The sequence below is a fragment of the Streptomyces sp. NPDC002490 genome, assembly GCF_040296045.1.
Classification (GTDB): Bacteria; Actinomycetota; Actinomycetes; order Streptomycetales; family Streptomycetaceae; genus Streptomyces.
Genome location: NZ_JBEOWM010000012.1, coordinates 31,026 through 53,064, shown reverse-complemented (window position 1 = coordinate 53,064; position 22,039 = coordinate 31,026). Strand labels below are relative to the sequence as shown.

The following is a 22,039-nucleotide window of genomic DNA, read 5'->3' as shown; positions in this document are numbered from 1 at the left end:
CGGTTGACATGCAATGAGTCTGACGATCGACAGCCTGAGGAAGCTGATTGCCGCGGCGGGCGAGGACTTCACCCTCACCGGCGACACCATGGATCTGCCCGGAGTCGGCGACATACTGAAGGCTCATCTGGCGGCCACCGCCCTGTCGGTGAAGAACGTTTCACTGCGAGACGAACAGAACCTCGTGGTGGTCGGGGAGGTCACCCTCCTCAAAGAACAGGGCCCGTACCCGGTACGGGTGGTCTTCGAACCGGACCCGAAGAACGAGAAACTGGCCGGACTGCGGATCGACGTCACGCTGCCCAGCTGGTCGGTTCCCGAAGGGCACATCACGGCCGACCCCGGGGTGCTGAAGAAGCTGGGCGGCGGTGATCTGCATCTGCTGGTGGGCATGACAGGGCGGGCCGGGACACCGCAGGCCGCCGTGGGGCTGGGGGTGGAACTGGCCACCCCCACGGACGCCCAGAACCACCGTCCCTACATCTGGGGATGGCAGGGCCCCGCTTCCGTCAACCAATGGACACTGTCCGGGACGTTCCCGGGTGTGGCGCTCAAGGACCTCAGCGACCTCAGCGTCCTGGGCCAGTGGGACGCGGCGCACCACGACGGCTTCACGGTGCCCTCCGACGTCAAGACCGGCGCACTGACCCTGACCGCCCTGAGCGTCGTGCTCCTCAAGGCACGCAAGAACACCCCGGCGCGGATCCGCGACGTGACACCGCGGGTGGCGCTGGACACCTCGTGGAAGCTCATCGACGGCGTCATCACCGTGTCCGGCCTGTGGGCCGATTTCGTCATCATGAAAGGCGGAGGCACACCACAGGTGAAGCTCGGCGGGACCGTGATCCTCGCCGAAGGGGCACCCGTCGAGATCACCGTCATGCCCGGCACCCAGGGCGACTGGAGAATCAGTGGAAGCCTCGCCAAGGAAATGCCGCTGGATCCGTGGCTCAAGAAGTACCTGCCCGACTCAGGGCTTGACGTGAAGAAGCTGAGCGTGACCAGCGCGGTCCTGACCGCCGCAACCAAACCTCCGGCGTACGCGATCGGCCTCAGCCTCGCCGGGCAGGTCGAGATGGGCCCGGCTTCGCTGACCGGCCTGTACCTGCGCATCGCCAAGGACAAGGACACCACGGCACAACTCGGCTGCTCCTGGCAACTGGGCAGCGGCGACGGCCAGGTCCGGCTGATCGGGACCTGGTCGAAGCAGGGCTGGTCGTTCACCGGCCAAGCGGTGGACATGCGGCCCGGGGACCTGTTCCACACGTTCGGCGCCGACGCCCCGCCCGTCCTCAAAGACCTGGCTCTGGACGAACTGGGCGTCGAGTTCGGCACGGACACGGCGCAGGGCAAGAAGGTCCTCCTCAAGGCCCGGGCCCGGATGCCGCTGGGCCGTGTCGAGGCCGACCTGGCTGTCACCGCCACCATGACACGGAAGAGCGACGAGCCCTGGAGCCGGGTCTTCTCCGCCCAGCTCGCACTCACGATCCCCCACAGCGGCGGCGAGCCCCGCGCGCTCACCTTCGGCCTGTCGGGCGACATCGAGAAGGGCGAGTTCACCGCCTCCTGCACCGACAGCAAGGGCGTGAAGCTCTCCGAGCTGCTGGACCTGGTCGGCGTCGACGACGCCTGTGGTGTCACCGACTGGCTCGACGGCGCGGCTTCCCTGAAGGGGATCGTCCTCGGGTACTCGACCAGGGCCCGCTCGCTGGTGCTCCACCTCGCCGGCTCGGGCCTCGCCCCCTCCCTCACGGTGGTGTCGGTCCAGCCCAAGGGCGGCGAGCGGCTGTGGGTGCTGCGCGCGGGCATCACCGTCGACAAGGGCCTGACCGACATGCCGCTCCTGGCGGGCACCGTCCCCAGAGACCGGGACCTGCGCCTTCAGGGGCTGAGCGTGCTGTATGCGCCGCGGGCGTTCAAGGCGACGGAGCTGAAGGAACTCAACACCGCGCTGGCGGCGGTCAGCTCGGTGATCACCGGTTCTGGCCAGGTGGGGCTTCCTCGGCTCCCGGACGACCAACTCGCCCAGGGCACCGCGTTCGGTGTCGATGTCCTGTTGCCCGGCACCACCACCCCCACCTCGGTGTCCGTACGCCCTCCCGCGAGCGCACCCAAGCAGCGCGAACTCGGCGCAGGCGGCGACGCGCCGATCGTGGTCGAGCAGGACACACCGGCCGTCGCCGCCAAGGGCGCCGGGGGCGGGATGTCGGCCCCGCTGGTGGCGTGGGTGGACGTCCACAAGGCGCTCGGGCCGCTGCGGTTGGAGCGGGCCGGCGTCAGCTTCACGGCAAACACCGTCTGGGTGCTCTTCGAGGCCAGTATGGGCATGGCGGGTCTTACGCTCGAAGTACTGGGGCTGGGCATCGGCGTACCGATCAAGACACCCGCTGACCTGAAGTTCCGGCTGGACGGACTGAGCCTGAGCTACGACCGGTCCCCGCTGACGCTGATGGGCGCACTGGTCAACCAACCGACCACGGACTACGACCCGCTGGTCAAGGGCGCAGTGGTGGTGTCGGTGAAGTCGTTCGGGCTCACCGCGCTCGGCGCCTACGCCTGCCCCACGGACCACGGGGCGCCGTCGATGTTCGTGTTCGGAAAGGCCACCGGCCAGTTCGGCGGTCCGCCGCCCGTCAAGCTGACGGCGCTGATGGCGGGGTTTGGCTACAACACATCGGTACGGGTGCCCGAGGCGAACAAGGTCTTCGACTTCCCGTTCCTCAAGGATTTCACCGACACCGAGCCGCTCAAAGCCCTCGATACGCTGATGGGCGGCGGCAAGGACGCTTGGGTACGGCCTGCGGTGGGCCAGTTGTGGTTCGCGGCCGGACTCGGCTTCCAGCTTTTCGAGTTCATCAACTGCGAGGCCCTGCTGATGCTGGAGGTGGGCGACGACTTCGCGGTCTCCCTGCTCGGCACTGCCGAGGCCGCCTTCCCCAAGGGCCCGGGGCTCGCGAAGTACGCACAGGCGAAGCTCGGCATGTCGGTCACGTACCGGGGCAGTGAGCAGATCCTCAAGGTGACAGCGCAGCTCGCTCCCGGCTCCTTCGTGATCGACGAGCAGTGCGTGTTGACCGGAGGGTTCGCGTTCTACCTGTGGTTCGACGACGCCCACCGGGGGGACTTCGTCGTCACCCTGGGCGGCTACCATCCCAAGTACGCGGTGCCCGCCCACTATCCGAGGGTGCCCGCACTCGGATTCAACTGGCCCATCCTGCCCGGATTGACGATGAGCGGGCGGGCCTACTTCGCGCTGACCCCCGGTGCGATCATGGCCGGGGGCCGACTGGAGGTGCACTACCGCTCCGGGGACCTGCACGCATGGCTGGTCGCGGGGGCGGATCTGCTGATCGAGTTCTCGCCGTTCCGGTTCGACGCCCGCATCGAGATCAGCATCGGTGTCTCCTACGTCCTCGACCTGTGGCTGGTGCGGGAGACGATCAAGGTCGAGGTGGGCGCCACGCTGGGGTTGTGGGGTCCGCCGACCGCCGGATTCGTCACCGTACACCTGTGGTTCATCGACGTCACCATCGATTTCGGGGATGACCGCAAGCTGTCCGACCGGGCGGCGACCTGGGACGAGGTCCGCCAGCATCTGCCGGCGGGGCAGGCCGTGAAGCTGTCGGTCACCGACGGTCTCATCCCCGTCCCCGGTGCCGCCGTCCCTGGTGCCGACGACACGGGGCAGCCGGCGTGGGTGGTCGCGCCGGGATCGTTCTCGTGGACCGTGCGGACCGTCGTCCCGTCCACCAGCATCCGTCTCAGCCGCGCTGAGGGCGACCCGGCCACGATCGCCGGTGCGTCCTCCGCGGACATCCGGCTCCTCCGCGCGAGCGGCGAGGACCTCCGGTCCGATCTCACCCTCACCCTGTCTCGCACCGTCAAGAACAAGAACGTCACTCAAGATCTGTCCGCCTGGCAGTACTCGAAGGACAGCGACACGAAGGTGCTCTCCGACCTGCCGGCCGCGCTGTGGGGTCGGTACCAGGGCGACCTCAAGCCCGGAAGCGACCGTCAGGTCTCCGGCCAGCTCACCGGCGTCAACCTTCGGCTGCCGCTCCCGCACCAGGGTGCCTCCCCCGGTAAGGTCACGGCCGGCACGCTCCTCTACGACGACCGCTTCCCCGACGGACCCCTTCCCCTCAGCCCTCTCGCCAAGGTCTCCACACCGCCTGCGGCCTCCACGGAACAGCCGCTCGCCGAAGCAGCCGCTCACCGGACGAGCGGCGCCGCCGCCCCGTCCGCCCGAGCGGTGCGCACACCGGAGAAGGCAGACCAGGTGGCGGTCGCCACGCACGTGGTCGGTACTGGTGAGAAGGCGCAGAACGTGGCATGGGCGCGCAGGCGCCTGTTCGACGCGATGGCCTACCTGGGAGTCAGCCCCGGCTTCAACGATGCCTTGGACCCGCTCGATCCCCTGGTGTCCGGTGACATCACGACCGAGCGGAAGGAGCCGGACATCGAGGTCGAGCCGACCCTTCCCGGGCCGCGCCTGTACGCGCTGGGCCGCTCAGGCCGGCTGATCTGTGTCGACACCGACAGTCTGACCGTGGCCTCCAGCGACCAGATCGGCGCCGTCGTACAGAAGGATGTGAACTTCCTGGCCATCGACCCGTCCGGGACCACGGCTCTCGACGTCCGGGACGACCAGCACATCGAGCTGATCGACATCAGCGCGAACCCACCTGGCACGACGAAGACCTGGATTGGAGCGCAGGACCCGTGGTTCCCCAAGCGGACGGGTGGGGTGGCCTTCAGCCCGGACGCCAAGTCGGCCTACGTCCTGGGTGTTGGTGACGACCAGATCGTCATCGTCACCATGGATCCGGCTAAGGGAACCGCCACCAAAGGCGTGTCAAACGGAACGTATCCGGCGAATTCGCCCCGGGACGTGGCGGTTGCGGCCGGACAGCAGGATCCCGCGAACCCCAAGATCTACGTCTCCGACCAGGACACAGACACGATCTATGTCTGGAAGAACGCCACCACGACCAATCCCGACAAGAACACGAAGTGGGCGGCAGGGCGGCGACCGGCCCGGCTGGCTGTGGACCCGAAGGGACGGTGGGTGTACGCGGTCAACGACCGGTGCGCGACGGTGACCGTGATCTCCGTGGACGAGGGCGGGGTTGTCGCGACCCTGCTCACGGGAACGGACCCGAGCGTGCTGACCGTGTCCGCCGACGGGACGCGCCTGTTCGTGGCCAGCCCGGTCAGCGGGACGGTCTCGGTGTTCGACACCTCTGTCACCAACGCGAAGGAGATCCGCTCTGTCGGTGACCCGGTGTGGGTCGGCGACCAGCCGCTCGCGCTGGCCGCGAGCCCGGACGGCGGCCGGCTGTTCGTCGCCCTGAAGGGCGTCAAGAGGATCACGGTCGTCGACACCTCCGGTCCGGAACCGGTCCTGCTTGACGAGACCGTCCCCCTGCACGATGGCTCACCCGGCGCGGGGGCGGAACTCGACGATGAACCGATGGCGCTCGCGGTGACCGTGCCGGCGCCCGTCAAGTAAGGACACTCCATCTGTGATCGCGCCCGAGTACCTGAGCGACCCCGACCCCAGCCTGGCCGTCGAGTTCGTCGACTACCTCGTCCCCGAACTGGCCGCCGGCATCTACTCCCTCGCCGCCTCGCAGACGCTGACGAAGAACGGCACAAGCGTCGATGACGCGAAGCAGCCTTACTTGCCCACCGAGAAGACGCCGGTCACCCAGGCCATCGAGGTGCGCGCCCCGCGGTTCGGTCTACAGCCGGAGTGGATGCACGGCTTCTACCCGCCCGACGGGTCGGTGGGCCTGTACTCGACGGTGCTGCCGCACGTCGCCCTGAACCGGCCGACGCTCCCCTGGGAACGGGACATCACCTCCGCCGAGACCAAGCCCGACGACAGGCTCCCGTGGATGGCTCTGCTGCTGTTCGCGGAAGGGGAACTGACCGAAGACCCGCACTGTTTCGGCACGACCGAGCAGCGCTCCGCGCCCGAGATCACCGCGGGGGAGAAGGGTGCCCGCCACCCCGGGGACGGCAGCGGCGTGACCCTGCCCGACGTCGACCTGACGGCCAACCCCGTCGACGACAAGAACGAGCTGTGCCGAACCATTCTGGTGGACGCCGCCGTGTTCCATGCACTCGCGCCGCAGCGGCAGGAGCTGCCCCGTCTCACACATCTGCGGCGGGTCAACGAGCAGCATCAACAGGCGTTCCGTTCGCGGGACGAGATCGTGATCGGTGACTACGCGGTGATGGTCTCGTCCCGCTTGCCGCGGGCGGCTGGCGGCCGCTACGTGGCACACCTGGTGTCGCTGGAAGGCTGGCTGGACCGCCTCCCCACCAGTGACGAAGCCTACAAGGGCAAGGCGGGGAAGCTGCGGCTGGTGTCGTTGTGGTCGGCTGCGTTCGAGACCCTGCCCGATCACTCGCCCGGCTTCGCCGCCCTGACGGAGAACTTCCTGCCTTCCCAGGGGGCGGACGGGTCCGGACTGCTGCTAGCGGTGCCCTCCAACGGCCGGCGCGCGGTGGGCGCCGAGCAGAAAGAGGTCCTCGCCCGGCTGGAAGACGGCTACCTCCCGCTGGCGTGCCGCACCGAGTGGGGGCGGATGACGTTCGGCTGGTACCGGGGCCCCTTCACACCGGTGCCCGCGAAGCCGCGGTCGGACGAGCAGCGACGGCGGTGCGCGGCGCAGGCACTGGTCTATCTGGCGCGGTACGGCATCTTCGACGTTTCCCTCGCGGTGGCGTTCACCGCCGGGCGTGGTGTGGCGCTTGCCAACCGTGAGATGTGTGCGGCGCTCCTGCGGCTGCGGGCCAAGGCCCATGACCTCGCCCGCGCCCATCTGGAGGAATCACGGTCCGCGTATGCGCTAGACGCGCACGGTCCGCCCGGCGACAGAGGAGCCAGTGCCCCAGGGGGAGGCGCCCGGACCCGGCTGGAGGCGCTGGTCACCGCCGGGGCTCCGGATCTGGCCCGGGCCTGGGCCGACGCCCCCACCCCCGCCGCCAGGAGAAGCGGTGCGGCCGTGCCGGTCGTGTCCCCGCCTCCGCTGGCGACCCGACTCCCGGCGACCGCCCGGATCACTGGACAGCTGCTGCGCACGGATCCGGACCTGCGTGCACGCCTGAAGACCGCCTTGTCGGGCCTCACCGGCACCACCGGGCCCGCACCGGCCGGCGACCGGCCCGAACGCACCGGCGACAACGGTGATCAGCACGGACGGGACACCACCGTCGAGGGAAGCGAGGACGGCCTGCTCGTGCGGAACTGGCTGGCCGGGCTGCGCCGCCTGGAAGGCGTGCCGTTCCCGCATCTGGTGCCGGACGCGCGGATGCTGCCGGCGGAAAGCGTACGGTTCTTCTACCTGGACCAGGATTGGATCACCACCGCGGTGGAAGGCGCCCTGAGCGTCGGCCTCGCCCGTGACTTCGACCTGGAATGCGACAAGCACCTCTTCAAGGACCTGCTGGCCCCGTCTACCCCGATGACCGGACTACTGATCCGTTCGCAGCTGGTGACCGGCTGGCCGGCACTGGAAGTCCGCCCCTACCTCGCTGCCCAGGAGCCGAAGTCCGGCAGCGGAACGCCGGAGACGCCGCTGCCGGTCGTCCGCCGTGAGGAGCTCGCCCGGGATGTGCTGCTGGTCCTCATCGACGGGGTACCCGGCCGCATCGAGCTGGCCGAGCCCGCCCAGGGCCTCCATTTCGGCATCGACGAACCCTCCAGCGGCCAGACCGACGACCCACTGGACGACGGTGTCATCCGCCTGCGGCGACTGAAGGGCACCGTCGGCAAGGAGAGCACCCATCAGTACCCCGACCCCGGCACCGAGAAGCTGCGCTCTCTGTTGAGGCCCACGCCCGCGGGCGGTCCGGACAACGTCCTCAAGGTCACCGAGCTGGCCAGGAAGCTGCGGGCCGCCCTCCTCCAGCACGAGCTCATGGACCCCGGCAGCACCAGCACGGACGCCCTCACGCCGAGCGAGTTCGCCATTCAGATGATCAACGCGGCCCAGCGGCGGACCTTCAGCGTCCAACCCCGCCCGGCATCCTGAGACGAAGGCCAGCACACGTGACCGACACCGCCTCCCAGCTGATCGTCCCCGTGACCGTGGACGCCCTCGCCGTCACCGACGCCGTCCGCCTGCGCGGCGGCAGGGGGTTCCGCCGCTGGGTTCCCGAATACAAGCTGCTCCACTACAACGCCACTCCCGAACCCCGGGCGTTCTCCAACGACACGTCCTGGAACAGCAAGAACAGCAGCCAGTACCTGGACAACGGAGTCGTGGTGCGATGGCAGCTTCCCGCCGGCCTGCGCCACGGCCGACCCCGCACCCCAGGCGGCCGCAGCGAGTTCCCGCTCGTGCCCAACCGATGGCTGGTGGTGCGCCGCGTCGGCACCGACCAGACCAAGGCAGGGGCCTGGTTGGTGGAGAGCGACTACCTCGACTCGCGTAAGGGTGCGTCACCCTTCGTGCACCCGGTCAAGAACGGTGCCGACGAACCGACGAAGACGCCCTACCGGTCCACGCTCGTCACCACCCGGATCGGCCGTGCCACGGACATCGGGCCCAGCGCGCAAGCCTGGACGGAACCGGCCGCGAAGCACCGCAAGGAGCTGTTCCTCACCGCGGTGGGGCCGGGCCTGATGACCTTCCACATCTTCGAGCCCTACCACCGCAACGTGTTCTCCCTGCACGACCCGCTCACTGGGCTCTCCTCCGGAGCCGTCGACTACCAGGTGATCGGCTGGTACTCCGACTCGGGCCAGGAAGAACTCATCCGTCTGCTCGACCTCAACCAGAAGAAGACCCAGAAGCAGACGCTGGCGGAAGTCCTGGCCGACCTCGGATGGCAGGTCAGCACGGACACCTCCGCCAGCTGGACACCCACCTCCACCCTGTACTGCGGGCGCATCGCGGGGATCGACTGGAAGCCCGGCGCTCCCCAGCCACCCGACAGCGACTTCCCGGAGAAGACGAAGATCACCATCGCCTTCGGGTCCAGCGCGGACGAGGCCGCCGCCGCCAAACCCGACCTCTTCAAGGCGGGCGACGACGCGGCGCACCTCCTCCACATGTTCGCCGCCGGACACCTGGACACCCTCGATGGCCCGGACGGGGACATCCTCGCTGCCCAGGACACGCACCGCAGCTGGTTCGAACAGCGCGCCGGCGGCACCGCCTGGCGCCTGGTACCGACCACGAATCCCAACGGCAACGCCCCGCGGAACCCGGCGGAGGTCACCTGGTCCACGGCTTCCAGCGCCGCCGAGAAGCTCCTGGCCGACCTCAACACCTGTCAGAGAGACCTCGACGAGGCCCAACGGGAACTGCGTGCCCTCCAACAGCGCCTTTACACCCTGTGGTGGATGCACGGGCGTCCCCTGCTGCCTCCTCAGTACACACGCGAGCAGTTCTACCAGGAGATCGCCGAGACCGGCGCGGGCAAGACCGCCACCACCGAATGCGGACGCCTCGCCGACGAAGTCGTGCGCCGTCGGAAACAGGTCGCCGACTACGCCACCCGGCTGGCGAAGGCCACCGAGGCGCTCACCGAGCACAACGCCACGACGCAGGGTGGCTGGGAGCTGCGCAGTGAGGCGCTGCCCTCGTTCTGGCAGGCAACGGACCCCACCGTCGTCCTGGGCCAGACCCGGGGCGGCAAGCCTCACTCGGCACTCACCACTTCCACCGCCCCCGGAAGCCTGCTCAATTGCCGTACCCACACCCAACTCCTCGGCGATCACAGCCTGCCCGCCGAGTTCGCCAAGCTGCACCTGGACAACTTGCCCTCGCTGGTGCCCGACCTTCTCGCTGAGTTCGTCCACCTGATCGGCAAACCCGGGCCGAACGTTCCGGAGGATCTCAAGTGTCCGACGTGGCGGCAGCCGTGGAAGCCCCTGCTGTACCAGTGGAAGGTCCGCTACTGGCACGTCCCGCACACCGACCAGGAGTCGAAGAAGGCGAACTGGGAGTTCGACGGCGGCCGCTACACATGGACGAACGGCGCACCCGATCCGCACCTGGGGCGCAACGAGATCATCGGCCGCCGCTTCCTCGTCCCTCTGCCCCAGCACAAGATGGTCGCCGTCGCCCGGCAGTACGCCGCCGAGGCCGGTCCGGACGAGGAAGGCAGACGACTCGCCGCCGCGTTCACCGCTTTCGCCGACACCGTCGCCCAAGCCGACGTGCTCTCCCAGAGGACGGACGGCCTGACCGACGCACTCGCCGGACGGGACAAGGCTCCCAACCTGTCCCCGCCCGGCCGAGTCGGTGAACTCGTCGGCGATGCCTTCGACCACCTGCCCGACCCCGGCCCGCTGCCCCTGCCCTTCGAGGGATGGCAAGCGTCCGGCTTCACTCAGATCCGCGCAGGCCAGTTCGCCGTCGCCGCCCTGACCGTCGTTGACGAGTTCGGCCAGAGCCTCGACGCCGTCCTGCAAAAGGACAGCGACCTCGTCACCCCGCTCATCGGAGACAGCCTCAAGCCCAACGGCAGGTACGCCGAGAGCACCAGAAAAGACCGCTTCGTCCAGCTCCCGCCCCGTCTGCTGCAACCCGCGCGCCTGCGCTTCGACTTTGTCAGCCAGAACGACAAGACCCGGTACGTCGACATGAGCGCGGGCACCACCCCCGTGGGCGCGTGGATCGTCCCCAACTACGTCGACCGGGCACTGCTCTGCTACGCCGCGGACGGCAAGCCCCTGGGCGAACTGCGCCCCCAACTCACGCTGGCAGAGGAGAAAGTCACCACCGTCGTGGCCTGGTCGCCCCTGCCGGACTCCGCCGTCCACACCCTGGACCAGCTCAAGAAGGACCAGCCCGTCCTCCACGACTTCGCCACCGAACTCGTCGCGAAGGGACAGACCGCCTTTCTGGAACTGCTGGCCACCATCGCCCATGTCCTGCACGGTATCGACCCCGGTAACCCCTACGGCGACGACGTCATGGGCACCCTCCTCGGGCGGCCTCTCGCCCTGGCCCGCGCCCGCATGGGCATCGAACTCGAAGGCCCGCCCGTCAGCGATCCCGGCTGGGAACACGCCCTGGACTGGCAGGCCCTCACCCAGTGGCGAAAGCGTGTGAAGGACAACAACGGCAAGCCGCCCGCCACGATGTCACACCTCGAACTCCACTGGCCCATCCGCCTCGGCAACGCCGGACAACTGGGCGACGGACTCATCGGCTACTTCACCGAACCCAACCAGACGGCCGACACCACCGAGAGCGCCTTCACCGACTACGCCACCTTCTACGCCGTGGACACGGCCCCCGACACCAAGCAGACCGGCTACATCAAGAAGATCGCCGCCGACAACTGGCACCGACTGCCCGCCGACTCCACCACCCACACCTACCTGACCGTGCTGTTCGACCCCCAGGCGGCTGTCCACGCCACCACCGACCTGCTGCCCGTCACCCCCCTGCAACTGCCCGCACGTTTCACCCGCGCCGCACTCGCCGCGATGCAGACCGCCCTGCGCCTGAGCCCCGTCCTCACCGCACCCCGCGCGGTCCCCGACCCCGACGCAAAGCCCAACAAGTCCGCGTTCACCACCGCCCTCGCCTTGCCCCACCCCACCGCCGCCCGGGGTGCCTGGAACTGGTCGGAACTCAACACCACCGAAGCGGGCAAACCCCCAGCCTGGCACCAAGAACCCCTCGTCCAGATCGACGAGACGGCTCGCCTCGACGAGGACCACCCCACCGTACGCACCGGGTACCTGCGCCTGACCGGCGGATTCCTTGACTGATCCGCCCTGCTCACCCGCCCCACGCCAATGGAGCACATCGCCATGACAGACGACAACGCGCCGCTGCTCGACTACGCCATCATCAGCGATCCCTTCCCGCTCCGGGCCGCGGCCGACGAAACCACCCCGCTCAGCACTCTTCAGATCGTGGTCTCCAATGGAGGAACCGAGACTGTCTACTGCAGCAGCATCATCATCTCCATCCCCTACGGCCACCTCGCCCAGAGTCTGCTCAGCGACAAGTCAGGCGACGCCAGCGCGGACGGCTGGACCATCCAGGCCGTCGACAAGAACTCCGATGCCGCCCTCCCTGAAGGCGACTACGCCATCTTCGAAGCCACCAAGCCCAAAGGACATGACAACGTCGAGGTCACCAGCACCGGAACCGCCTTCATCTTCCGCAACTGCAAGATCAGCACCAAACCCGGCACCGCCCGCATCGTGATCAGAGAAAAGACCACGACCGACCCCAAGAAGTGGCCGCCCAACCCGCGCTTCGCCACCCTTCCCCTGACCAAGTACCCGCGCCCCGACGTCCCCCCCGAGCCCGTCCAGGACTTCCACGCGGAAGCCGCCGATCAGCAGCAGCTCGGCCAGGAAGTGGGAGCGGGCGAAAAGGTCGTCCTCAAGTGGCGTGGCCCGAAACTCGAATACAAGATCATCTGTGGACCGGGAGCGAAGGAGACGGTCAAACCCGACCATGACAAGACGGGGAAGAACGACGGTCGGTTTGACTACACCTGGAAAGGCGAGGTCTACCGCGACACGACCTTCCAACTCCAGTACGTCATCGCGGAGACCACTCACACGCAAACCACCACCGTCAACATCCGCAATCCGCAACTCACCGGTCTGACCGTGACGGGAAGAACGCTGATCGAAGTCGATGAGGCAAAGATCGAGATCGGCGCGGACAAGCAGGGCATCAATCTACCGAAGGGTGAAATCAAGAGCGGTGGAAAGATCCACAGTGATGGTGAGGTCTCGGGTGCAAGCTTGAAAGCAAGCGGCTCGCTCGAAGCGAAGACGATCACCGCTACAGGCGGCCTGAACGTCCCCGCCGGAGCCGCTGAAGTCCAGGATCTCACCGTGAACGGGGAGTTGGTCGCGAAGAAGACCTTGACGGCTGAAGGTGTTCTCACCGCGAAATCGAACCTCGTCGCGGAAATGGCCGTGCGAGCTACAGGGGATATCAGTACCGACGGGGCGGTGAACGCCTCCGCTGTCGCCGCATCCAAGGAAATCAAACGAGGTGGCATTTCCGCCGTGGTGAAAGGTGACACCATCACCCTCTACAACACGACGGAGAAGGCGTACCTGTACGCGCCGAACGATCACTTCGACTACGACAGTGATCGCGGAAGGGTCTTCTACTGGAAGCCCGGAGATCGGGTCAGCAACGGATATTGGCGGGTCAACTGACCGTACGCGATGGGCCGTAGGGAAGCGATAGCGTGATCGGAGAACTGATCGCCTCCCCGCCGGGCGTCCCCGGTGGCGGGCAGCCAGTCGTCGGGCAGTACGTGCGTGGCCTCACCGGCGCGCTGCGGACCGTGACAGAGGACGCCCGTGAGTGCTGCGTGGCGGATCAGGTGGAAAGGCGCCTGCCCGTTCGGCGAGATACCGAGGGTCGTGAGGCGCTCGGTCAACTCGGCCCGGGTAAGCGGGCCGTGCACGGTGAGAAGGCGGCGGATGAGACGGTCGGCGCGCTGGCGCAGATCATCGTCCAGGCCCAACTGCTGGTAGCGGCGGCCGGTTGCGGCAGGAATCCGCGGGGACAGCAAGCGCGACACCCAGCGGGCATCGTCGCCGGGAACGGTGTGCAGGGTGCCGCGCATGCACCAGTTGCGGAGGATGCTCCGCTCCTTCTCGTATGCCGTGCGGATAGCCCGGGCGGTGACGCCCCGGCCGCGTACCCGGATGCCCGGGTCGGCGGCCGTGGCGTCCTGCGCCTGGACGGCGAAGACCCGTCGGACGACCGCCTCGGCAGATGCCCCACGTGCTCCGTCGGCCAGGGCCTGCGCACCGGCCCACAGCCTGCGGACGCTCTCGTGGTCGGGCGTCGGGCCGTGCCTCTCGGCCGGCGCGGTCAGGAGACGGCCTGGTCGAGGACGCGGGCGAGTTCGGCGGGCGCGGACAGCATCGGCCAGTGCCCGGTGGGCAGGTCGAAGCGCCGCCACGGCGGCTGGTTCAGGTAGGCCAGCATCGGCACCCCGGCATCCAGCAGCCCCGTGAAGTCATGGCACGCCACCAAGACGCGGTCCACACCGGGACCGGGTTCGGCCGGGTCGGCGAGGCGCTGGGTGTAGGTGCCGAACGGCTGAGGGGTGGCACCCGTGCGCAGGGCGTCCAACTGGCCCTCATCGAGCCCGTCGAGACTGCTGGACAGGCCCAGGACCTCGAACGGCGGCATCGGTAGCCGCCACCCGTCGCCAGACGCGTCGACCTGCCGGCGCAGCTGGTCGGCCACCTGCGGCGGCATGAGGTCGAGCATGCACATGCCCGCGGTGAATGGAGCGCTGTCCACATAGACCACGCGCTCCAGCCGGTCACCGAGACGTCCTGCCGCCCCGGTCACCGGAGCGCCCGCGTAGCTGTGGGCGACCAGCGTGACCTCGCGCAGATCGTTCCGCTCGACGCATCCCGTGATGTCCGCGATGTGTGTGTCCAGGTCCGTCTCGGGTCCGCCCCGGTCCGCGTGTTCGGCCAGGCCGGTCAGTGTCAGCGGCAGCGCCGTGTGGCCGCGCTCCCGCAGAGCGCGGGCGGTGTCCTCCCAAGCCCACGCGCCGAGCCAGGCGCCGGGAACGAGTACGAAGGTGGCCATGTGATCTCCCAGAAGTAGGTGCTGCCGGGAGCGTAGAGTCGATACCGGACAGAATCCGCCCTGAAATGCCGAGTGATCCGTGTCGCATCCCCTCACCCGCGTGCTGACCCTGCTGGAACTGCTCCAGTCCCATGCCCGGCTCACCGGAGCGGAGCTGGCAGACCGCCTGGACACCGACGTCCGCACCGTGCGCCGCTACACGGCCCACCTACGCGACGTGGGCATCCCCGTGGAGGCCGAACGCGGCCGCTACGGCGGCTACCGACTGGCCCGCGGCTACCGGATGCCACCGCTGGTCCTCACCAACGACGAGGCCCTCGCCGTCGTTCTCGGCCTGCTCGCGGCGGAACGTCTGGGCATGGGCACCGCCGCGCCGGCCAGTGCCGGTGCCTTGGCCAAGGTCGAGCGGGTGCTTCCGCACGCCCTGCGCGAACCGCTCGCCGCCATGCGGGAGACCCTGTCGTTCACCGCCAACGCCGTGACCGGCCAGGCACCCGGCACCGGCGTCCTCCTGGCACTGGCCCAGGCGTCCCGCGCCCGCACGACCGTCGGTATCAGCCACCACTCCTGGCGCCAGGAACACACCGAACGCGACATCGACCCCTACGGCGTGGTCTTCCACACCGGCCGCTGGTACGTCGTCGGCCACGACCACCTCCGCGACAGCCTGCGGACCTTCCGCATCGACCGCATCGCCTCCGTCACCGCCCGAGCCGACAGCTTCACCGCTCCCGACGGCTTCGACCCCGTCGCCCACCTCACCTCGACCCTCGCCCAGGGGACCTACCGCTGGCAGGTCGAGGTGACGATCCACGGCCCCCTCGATGAGGTCGCTCGCCGGCTACCTCGCTCAGCGGTGACCCTCACCGCCCGGCCCACCGGCGTCCTGATGCGCGCACGGGCAGAGCGGCTGGACGGCATGGCCCATGTGCTCGCCTCCCTGGAGTGGCCCTTCACCGTCCACCGTCCCGACGAACTACGGCAGGCGCTCACGGACCTGGCCGCCCAACTCGTCGCAGCCGCCCTGCGGAAACCGGAAGAACTACCGCAGTAGACGCCGGATTCACCGCGGCAGAGCCCCTACCGTGATCACCGCGATCTGCGGGCGGGCCGTTCCGGCCGCCGGGGGAGGCGCATGCATCTGCTGCGGCAGCACCGGACGGGCGGGACGGCGTGACGACCGAACCGGTGACCGAACTCCACGGATGCTCGCCGACGACCGGCGGCGATCGGGCTCGCCCGACGAGGCGCCTGCGGACGCACCCGTCTCGCCGAGTCCGTGCATGACGCGGCACGGTCCGCGTTCCTCGGCATGCTGGAGTACAAGGCGGTCAAACACGGCCGTACCTTCTCCACGGTGGACCGGGCCTTCCCCTCCTCCCAGGCTGCTCGACCTGCGGATTCCGGGATGGCCCGAAGCCTCTCCACGTCCGTGAGCGGGTGGGCGCCGAGGGCGGCACGGTGCACGACCGCGACCACAACGCGGCCCGCAACGTCCTCGTCGAAGGACGCCGTAGCGTCCGGGTCGGGGCGGACTTCCCCGCGCCCTCGGGTTGTGCGACTTATTCGGAGCATCCGTTCGAGTGTTGATCGTGTGTCCGATTCGAGGGCCTCGGGGGTCCTGGGTGATTTCTCCGCGACGAGGGGAGTTGTGCGGCGAAGGCATGTGCTAGGAAATGCTGTGAATACCCGTGTGGGTGACTTCATTCGCTGTCTCGTTCGAATTTCTGTCTTGTGGTGCAGGGGTGGCGAACGCAGGGGGGCGCTGTGGTGTGGGTGAAGAGTGGGTGGGGTGGCTCGGGAACTCTTGTCCCGCTCTGACCAGGGTGTTCGTTGAGGGATATGGATGGCGGGCGGGTGGGGTGAAGTCGGTGGTGTTCCCGGGGAGGGGTGGCGATATGCCGCCCATCGGGCGGACGAATTCCTTCCCGTTGACGTGACGTGCGCCCTTCGTGGCGCGCTCTGCGCTGGTGGGCGCCCTAGTCCCCGAAAAGACACCGCGCGCTCATTGCTTCTCGTACTGCCCGTCGGGCCTACTTTGTTACGTTCATGTGAACGGGCATATTTTCGCCGGCGGTTCTCGCCGTTGAGGGAGACGTGCATGACGAGCCAGACTATGGGAGCCGACCTCGACGACGCATTCGATCGGGGAGCGCAGGAAGCCGCGGGGACGGGCGGGCGCTCGGGCCCGACGACCGGAGTCGACCTCGAAGGCGTTCTCGGCGAGGTGTTGCAGGAGACGGGCACGAGCGCGCGGTGGACGTCCCGCACCGACGAGATGTGGTGCCGCCTGACGCCCGACTCGGCGGCGCAGCGCGAGCAGGGTTGGAAGCTACACGTGTCAGCAACGGCCGCCTCCGCGCCGGAGGTGCTGATGAAGTCCCTGGGCGTGTTGCTGCGGGACGAGTCGGCGTTCAAGTTCGCCCGCTCGCTGGAACAGGTGAGTGCCCTCAACTCCCGAGCCACACCACGGGGGAGTTCGGGCAAGTTCATCACCGTGTACCCGTGCTCCGACGCCGACGCGGCCCGTCTCGCACAGGAGTTGCACCGGGCCACGGCGGGGTTGGCCGGTCCGCGGATCCTGTCGGACCAGCCGTACGCCGCGCACAGCCTGGTGCACTACCGCTACGGAGCCTTCGTCGGTCGGCGCCGGTTGTCGGACGACGGCCTGTTGGTGTGGTACATCGAGGACCCCGAAGGCAACCCCGTGGAGGACAAGCGCTCCGGGCAGTACGACCCGCCCCCCTGGGCGGTCAGCCCCTTCCCCGCGTCGGTACCGGTTGCGCCGCGCGCCGAGCGGACGGCGAGCGAACCGGTGCTGCTCGGCGGCCGTTTCTCGGTGCGGGAGGCGATCCGGCACACCAACAAGGGCGGCGTCTACCGGGGAACGGACGTCACCACCGGCGCCCCCGTGGTGATCAAGGAGGCCAGGCCGCACGTGGAGGCCGACCGGTCCGGCAGCGATGTCCGCGACTGGCTGCGTGCCGAGGCCCGAACGCTGGAGAAGCTCAAGGGCACCGGGTTGGCGCCGGAGGGTCTGGCGACCTTCGAGCACGGGGGCCACCTGTTCCTGGCCCAGGAGGAGGTCCCGGGCGTGCCCCTGCGCACCTGGGTGGCCGAGCGCTTCCGCGACGCGGGACATGGGCAGTACCGCATCGAGGCGCTGGCCCAGGCCGGGCGGCTCGTGGACCTGGTGGCGGCGGCCCACGCCCACGGCTGCGTGCTGCGGGACCTCACCCCCGCCAACGTCATGGTCCGCCCGGACGGCGAACTACGCCTCATCGACCTGGAACTCGCCGTCCTGGAAGACGACCCCCCACTGCCGACCCGGGTGGGCACCCCCGGCTTCAGCCCCCCGGAACGCCTGGTCGACGCACCCGTCTCGCCCACCGGGGACTACTACAGCCTCGGTGCCACCATCTGCTTCGTCCTCCTCGGCAGAGTGCCGAACCTGCTCTCCGAGGAACCGGCCGACCGGCCCGCGGAACAGCGGTTCGCCGCCTGGCTGGCCGCCTGCGCCGACCCGTTCCCCCTGCCGGAGGGCCTCCCGGAGACCATCCTCGGACTGATGAAGGACGAGCCCGTCGAGCGCTGGGATCCGGCCGGCGCGCGCGAGGCCCTCGACCGGGCACAGGAGACGGCGAACCCCGTGCGCACTGCCTCCGGGCAGGACCGGAGCGAGGAGTCGCACGAGGTGATCCAGGCCGCGGTGGCCGGGATCGTGGACCACCTCGTCGACTCGATCACCCCGCAGGACGACCGGCGACTGTGGCCGGTGTCCACCACCGCGGGGGAGACCGACCCCTGCACCGTGCAGCAGGGCGCGGCCGGTGTCCTGGCGGTCCTGACGCGGTACTTCGAACTCACCGGCGACCCGCGCCTGCCGGCGCTGATCTCCACCGCCGGGCACTGGATCGCGGCCCGGACCGGTACCCGCTCCGTGCGTTCCGGACTGCACTTCGGCGGCCGTGGGACGGCTTGGGCCCTGTACGAGGCCGGGCGCGCCGTCGACGACCGCACCTTGACGGACCACGCGGTGGCCGTCGCCCTGGCCCCGCAGGAGCCGACGCTCCACCACGACATCACCCACGGCACGGCGGGCAGCGGACTGGCTGCCGCCCATCTGTGGCACCGCACCGGTGACGCGCGGTTCGCCGAGGCGGTCGTGGAGGCGGCCGACCGATTGACCGCCGTCGTGCGGCGGGATCCCACCGGGGTGAGCTGGCCGGTGCCCGCGGAAGCGGCCTCCGCCGAGCCGGGCAAACGCTATCTCGGCTTCGCGCACGGAGCATCGGGCATCGGCTGCTTCCTCCTCGCCGCCGCGGACGTCTCCCGCCGTCGGGAACACCTGGACCTCGCCACCGCGGTGGGCGAGCGCCTGGTGGCCGATGCCGTGACGATCGGCGGGGCCGTCCAGTGGCCGGCCCAGACCGCGGACGTGCCCACCGCCCCGTACTGGTGTCACGGGTCCGCGGGCATCGGGTCCTTCCTGTCCCGGCTCTGGCGGGTCACCGGCGACGAGCGGTTCGGGGACCTCGCCCGGGGAGCCGCGCGCGCCGTCGTGGAGCGCGCCTCCCGTGCCCCCCTCACCCAGTGCCACGGGCTCGCCGGCAACGGAGACTTCCTCCTCGACCTGGCCGAGGCCACCGGGGACACCGCCCACCGTGCGCACGCCGCCGACCTGGCCCGCCTCATCGTCTCCGAACGGGCCCACCGCAACGGCCACGTCGTCTTCCCCAACGAGTACGGGGACGTCTCGACCGGCTGGAGCGACGGCTCCGCGGGAATCCTGGCGTTCCTCCTACGGGTACGCCACACCGACCCCCGGCACTGGATGGTCCAGCAGCCGGGTTGAGCGGCAGGGAACCTGTCGCCACCTCACTGGAGAAGGAGAATGTCATGGAGAACCAGGCCCTCGAACTGCTGGCCCGCCTGCACGCCCTTCCGGAGACCGACCCCGTCGGCGTCGACGGAGCCCCGTTCGCCGCGACGTGTGAGTGCGTCGGCCTGCTGACCCTCCTCAACACCATCTGCATCGGCATCAGCTGCGCCTAGCAGAGACGGCCCTCCGGTCGGCGGTCGCCCCAGGGCAGCCGCCGGCCGGAGCGGTCGGATTCCCCGCGCGCCCTCCGCCCATCGCACCCCGCAGACGAGGATTCCGACATGCAGCCGCACACCGGCGACCCCACCCCGCCCCGTGCAGCCCGTCCGACGTCCGCACCGCAGAACCCGCACCCGGCGCACGCCGCTTCCGGGTCGGAACGCGCCATCAGCACCCGCGGGCTGGCCAAGACCTACACGGGAGCGGCGGGCACCACCCACGCCGTCCGCGGCCTCGACCTGGACGTGCTGCAAGGCGAGACCTTCGCCTTCCTCGGCCCCAACGGCGCCGGCAAGTCCACCACCATCGCCCTGCTCTGCGCCTTGGCCCGCCCCACCGCCGGACAGGCGGTCGTGGCGGGCGTCGACGTGCTCACCCACCCGGAGCGGGTACGGCGACGGGTCGGCATGGTCTTCCAACACAGCGCCCTGGACCCGGATCTGACGGTCGAGCAGAACCTGCACATCCACGCACGCCTCCACGGCATGCGCCGCCGCCGGGTCCGGCCGCGCGCCGCCGAGCTGCTCGACGTGGTCGGACTGGGCGACCGCGGGCGTGCTCCCGTGCGGACCCTGTCCGGTGGCATGCGGCGTCGCCTGGAGCTCGCGCGGGGCCTGCTGCACGCACCGCGGGTGCTCTTCCTCGACGAGCCGACCACCGGGCTCGACCCCCATGCCCGGGCCCAGATCTGGGAACACCTGCGCACGCTGAGCGACCGGCACGGCAGCACCCCCTTCGTGACCACCCACTACCTGGAGGAGGCGGAGAACTGCGACCGCCTCGCCATCATCGACGCCGGCCGCATCGTGGCCCACGGCACGCCCGCGGTGCTGAAGGCCGCCATCGGCGACGACCGGGTGACACTGCGCACCAGTGACGACGCCACGGCGGGCAAGGTCGTCCGCCGGATCACCCCCCAGGACGCCACCGTCGCCGTGGACCCCGAGGGGGTGGGCCTGCGCATGCCCGACGGCAGCGCCTGGATCCCCCGGCTGTGCGCGGCACTGGAAGCCCACGGCATCGCCGTGCACGCCGCCTCCGCCACCCCGCCGACGCTCGACGACGTCTTCTTCCACCACACGGGCCGCAGCATCCACACCGTCGCCCGCCCCCGCCCCGTACCGAACTCCGGATCCTGAGAGGGCCCATGACCACCCCGCCCTCCCGCACCCCGGGCGTCGTCTCCCCCGAACCGGCCACCGCCGCTCCGCACGGCCCGGCACGCGCCCCGCTGATCCGGGTGCGCCATGAACTGCGTGCCGTGCACGCCCTGCTCCACCGCGATCTGCTGCGCCTGTCGGCCCAGCCCACCCACACCGCCCTGATGCTGATCCAGCCGGTGCTCTACCTCTTCATCCTGGGCGGGGGGCTGGCCGCGCTGATCCCCCACTCCTCGCTGGGCGTCGGCTACCAGACCTTCCTCTTCCCCGGCATCCTGATGATGACCGTTCAGGCGCCGGCCATCATGGTCGGCATCCGCCTGATCACCGACCGGCAGAGCGGCTATCTGCGGGAACTCCTGATGGCCCCGGTCAACCGGTCCACCCTGCTGCTGGGGAGTTGTGCCGGTGGTACCGCCGTCTCCACGATCCAGGGTGCCGTCCTGCTCGGTCTGTCCGGCGCGGTGGGCCTGCCCTACGACCCCCTCCTGCTGGTCCTGCTCCTCGCCGGCATGGTGATGACCTCCTTCACCATCACCGCCCTGTCCCTGGCGCTGGCCGTGGGCCTCGATCGCCCCGAGGTGTTCCACACGCTGCTCGGGCTGGTGATGATGCCGCTGCTCTTCCTCTCCGGCGGCTTCTTCCCGCTCCAGTCCCTGCCGGGCTGGGCCAACGCGCTGGCCGTCGCCAACCCCTTGGCCCACGGAGTGGAGTTGCTGCGCGGCTGCATCGAGCTGAGGGCACCGGACCGGGCCGGCGCGGGCATGGAGTGGTTCGGGCGGCAGCCCTCCCTCCTCGTCGAGGGCGCCCTCCTCCTGGCGGTCGGTGCGACCGCCCTGCTCTGGGCCGCCCGCCGCTTCAGCCGTCCGGCATGACCACCGGCGCTCGGGTCGGGTTCCTCCCGGCCCGGCCGGGTGTCCGACCCGAGCGCCGGCCGGATGCCGGCCCGGGTTCCTCCGGGCCCGTGCGATCAGCCTCGGGCCGATCTCCGGTCCGGTGGCGCTGACGGGGTCTCGCCCGCCCGTCCGGTCCTGCGCCTGCGGAGGGCGTCCGAGGCCGACGTGATCGGGTCGTGCGTTCCCCGTCCTTCGGCTGGCTCGCCTCGCGCACCTCGTGCGCCCCCAGGCGCACGCCCCGGCGCAGAGGCAGCGGGATGCAACGGTCGAACTAGGTGACGCAGAAGGTCAGTTGTGGATCACTCATCACTA

At 69.6% G+C, this 22,039-nt stretch carries 11 protein-coding genes and 1 pseudogene; 10 read left to right on the top strand and 2 right to left on the bottom strand.

Annotated features, from left to right (window positions below; translation table 11 throughout):
- The first annotated feature begins 13 nt into the window (after window positions 1–13).
- The 4 genes from ABT092_RS10250 to ABT092_RS10235 are packed head-to-tail and all read left to right on the top strand — an operon-like array spanning window position 14 to window position 13,168.
- On the top strand, window positions 14–5,512 hold the full coding sequence (locus ABT092_RS10250; protein ID WP_351241916.1) for a DUF6603 domain-containing protein: 5,499 nt from the start codon (window positions 14–16) through the stop codon (window positions 5,510–5,512).
- 13 nt (window positions 5,513–5,525) lie between these two features.
- The gene (locus ABT092_RS10245; protein WP_351241914.1) at window positions 5,526–8,045 is read left to right on the top strand and encodes a hypothetical protein; all 2,520 of its coding nucleotides are present in this window, start codon (window positions 5,526–5,528) and stop codon (window positions 8,043–8,045) included.
- A 17-nt stretch (window positions 8,046–8,062) separates the two neighbouring features.
- The gene (locus ABT092_RS10240; RefSeq protein WP_351241912.1) at window positions 8,063–11,746 is read left to right on the top strand and encodes a hypothetical protein; all 3,684 of its coding nucleotides are present in this window, start codon (window positions 8,063–8,065) and stop codon (window positions 11,744–11,746) included.
- 42 nt (window positions 11,747–11,788) lie between these two features.
- Window positions 11,789–13,168: a polymer-forming cytoskeletal protein gene (locus tag ABT092_RS10235; RefSeq protein ID WP_351241910.1), complete on the top strand. Its 1,380-nt coding sequence runs from the start codon at window positions 11,789–11,791 to the stop codon at window positions 13,166–13,168.
- On the opposite strand, the gene ABT092_RS10230 is transcribed toward ABT092_RS10235, so the two are convergent.
- Together ABT092_RS10230 and ABT092_RS10225 are read right to left on the bottom strand one after the other, a co-directional pair.
- A complete protein-coding gene (locus ABT092_RS10230) occupies window positions 13,117–13,926 on the bottom strand; it encodes a DNA glycosylase AlkZ-like family protein (RefSeq protein WP_351241908.1) in 810 nt (269 codons plus the stop codon). The genes ABT092_RS10235 and ABT092_RS10230 overlap by 52 nt on opposite strands.
- Window positions 13,836–14,570, bottom strand: coding sequence for an alpha/beta fold hydrolase (locus tag ABT092_RS10225; protein WP_351241906.1), 735 nt, complete (start codon window positions 14,568–14,570; stop codon window positions 13,836–13,838). Before ABT092_RS10225 ends, ABT092_RS10230 begins: the two co-directional genes overlap by 91 nt.
- A gap of 79 nt (window positions 14,571–14,649) precedes the next feature.
- Here ABT092_RS10225 and ABT092_RS10220 point away from each other — a divergent pair, with 79 nt between their 5' ends.
- The 6 genes and pseudogenes from ABT092_RS10220 to ABT092_RS10195 all read left to right on the top strand — a co-directional run bounded on the left by ABT092_RS10220 (window position 14,650) and on the right by ABT092_RS10195 (window position 21,706).
- Entirely contained in the window at window positions 14,650–15,624 is a 975-nt protein-coding gene (locus tag ABT092_RS10220) for a helix-turn-helix transcriptional regulator (RefSeq protein WP_351241904.1), read from the top strand.
- Window positions 15,625–15,825: 201 nt separating this feature from the next.
- Window positions 15,826–16,082: pseudogene (locus ABT092_RS10215) on the top strand (zinc ribbon domain-containing protein); the annotation flags it as partial.
- A 589-nt stretch (window positions 16,083–16,671) separates the two neighbouring features.
- A complete protein-coding gene (gene lanL / locus ABT092_RS10210) occupies window positions 16,672–19,425 on the top strand; it encodes a class IV lanthionine synthetase LanL (protein ID WP_351241902.1) in 2,754 nt (917 codons plus the stop codon).
- 44 nt (window positions 19,426–19,469) lie between these two features.
- On the top strand, window positions 19,470–19,625 hold the full coding sequence (locus ABT092_RS10205) for a VenA family class IV lanthipeptide (RefSeq protein WP_351241900.1): 156 nt from the start codon (window positions 19,470–19,472) through the stop codon (window positions 19,623–19,625).
- Between the two features lie 108 nt (window positions 19,626–19,733).
- On the top strand, window positions 19,734–20,810 hold the full coding sequence (locus tag ABT092_RS10200) for an ABC transporter ATP-binding protein (RefSeq protein ID WP_351241898.1): 1,077 nt from the start codon (window positions 19,734–19,736) through the stop codon (window positions 20,808–20,810).
- Between the two features lie 8 nt (window positions 20,811–20,818).
- Window positions 20,819–21,706: an ABC transporter permease gene (locus ABT092_RS10195; RefSeq protein ID WP_351241896.1), complete on the top strand. Its 888-nt coding sequence runs from the start codon at window positions 20,819–20,821 to the stop codon at window positions 21,704–21,706.
- The last annotated feature ends 333 nt before the right edge of the window (window positions 21,707–22,039 follow it).

Bases quoted from the DNA above. Each gene is read 5' to 3' on its own strand.
- ABT092_RS10250 (WP_351241916.1), top strand. From the start codon at position 14: ATGAGTCTGACGATCGACAGCCTGAGGAAGCTGATTGCCGCGGCGGGC.
- ABT092_RS10235 (WP_351241910.1), top strand. From the start codon at position 11,789: ATGACAGACGACAACGCGCCGCTGCTCGACTACGCCATCATCAGCGAT.
- ABT092_RS10225 (WP_351241906.1), bottom strand. From the start codon at position 14,570: ATGGCCACCTTCGTACTCGTTCCCGGCGCCTGGCTCGGCGCGTGGGCT.
- lanL (WP_351241902.1), top strand. From the start codon at position 16,672: ATGACGAGCCAGACTATGGGAGCCGACCTCGACGACGCATTCGATCGG.
- ABT092_RS10205 (WP_351241900.1), top strand. From the start codon at position 19,470: ATGGAGAACCAGGCCCTCGAACTGCTGGCCCGCCTGCACGCCCTTCCG.
- ABT092_RS10200 (WP_351241898.1), top strand. From the start codon at position 19,734: ATGCAGCCGCACACCGGCGACCCCACCCCGCCCCGTGCAGCCCGTCCG.
- ABT092_RS10195 (WP_351241896.1), top strand. From the start codon at position 20,819: ATGACCACCCCGCCCTCCCGCACCCCGGGCGTCGTCTCCCCCGAACCG.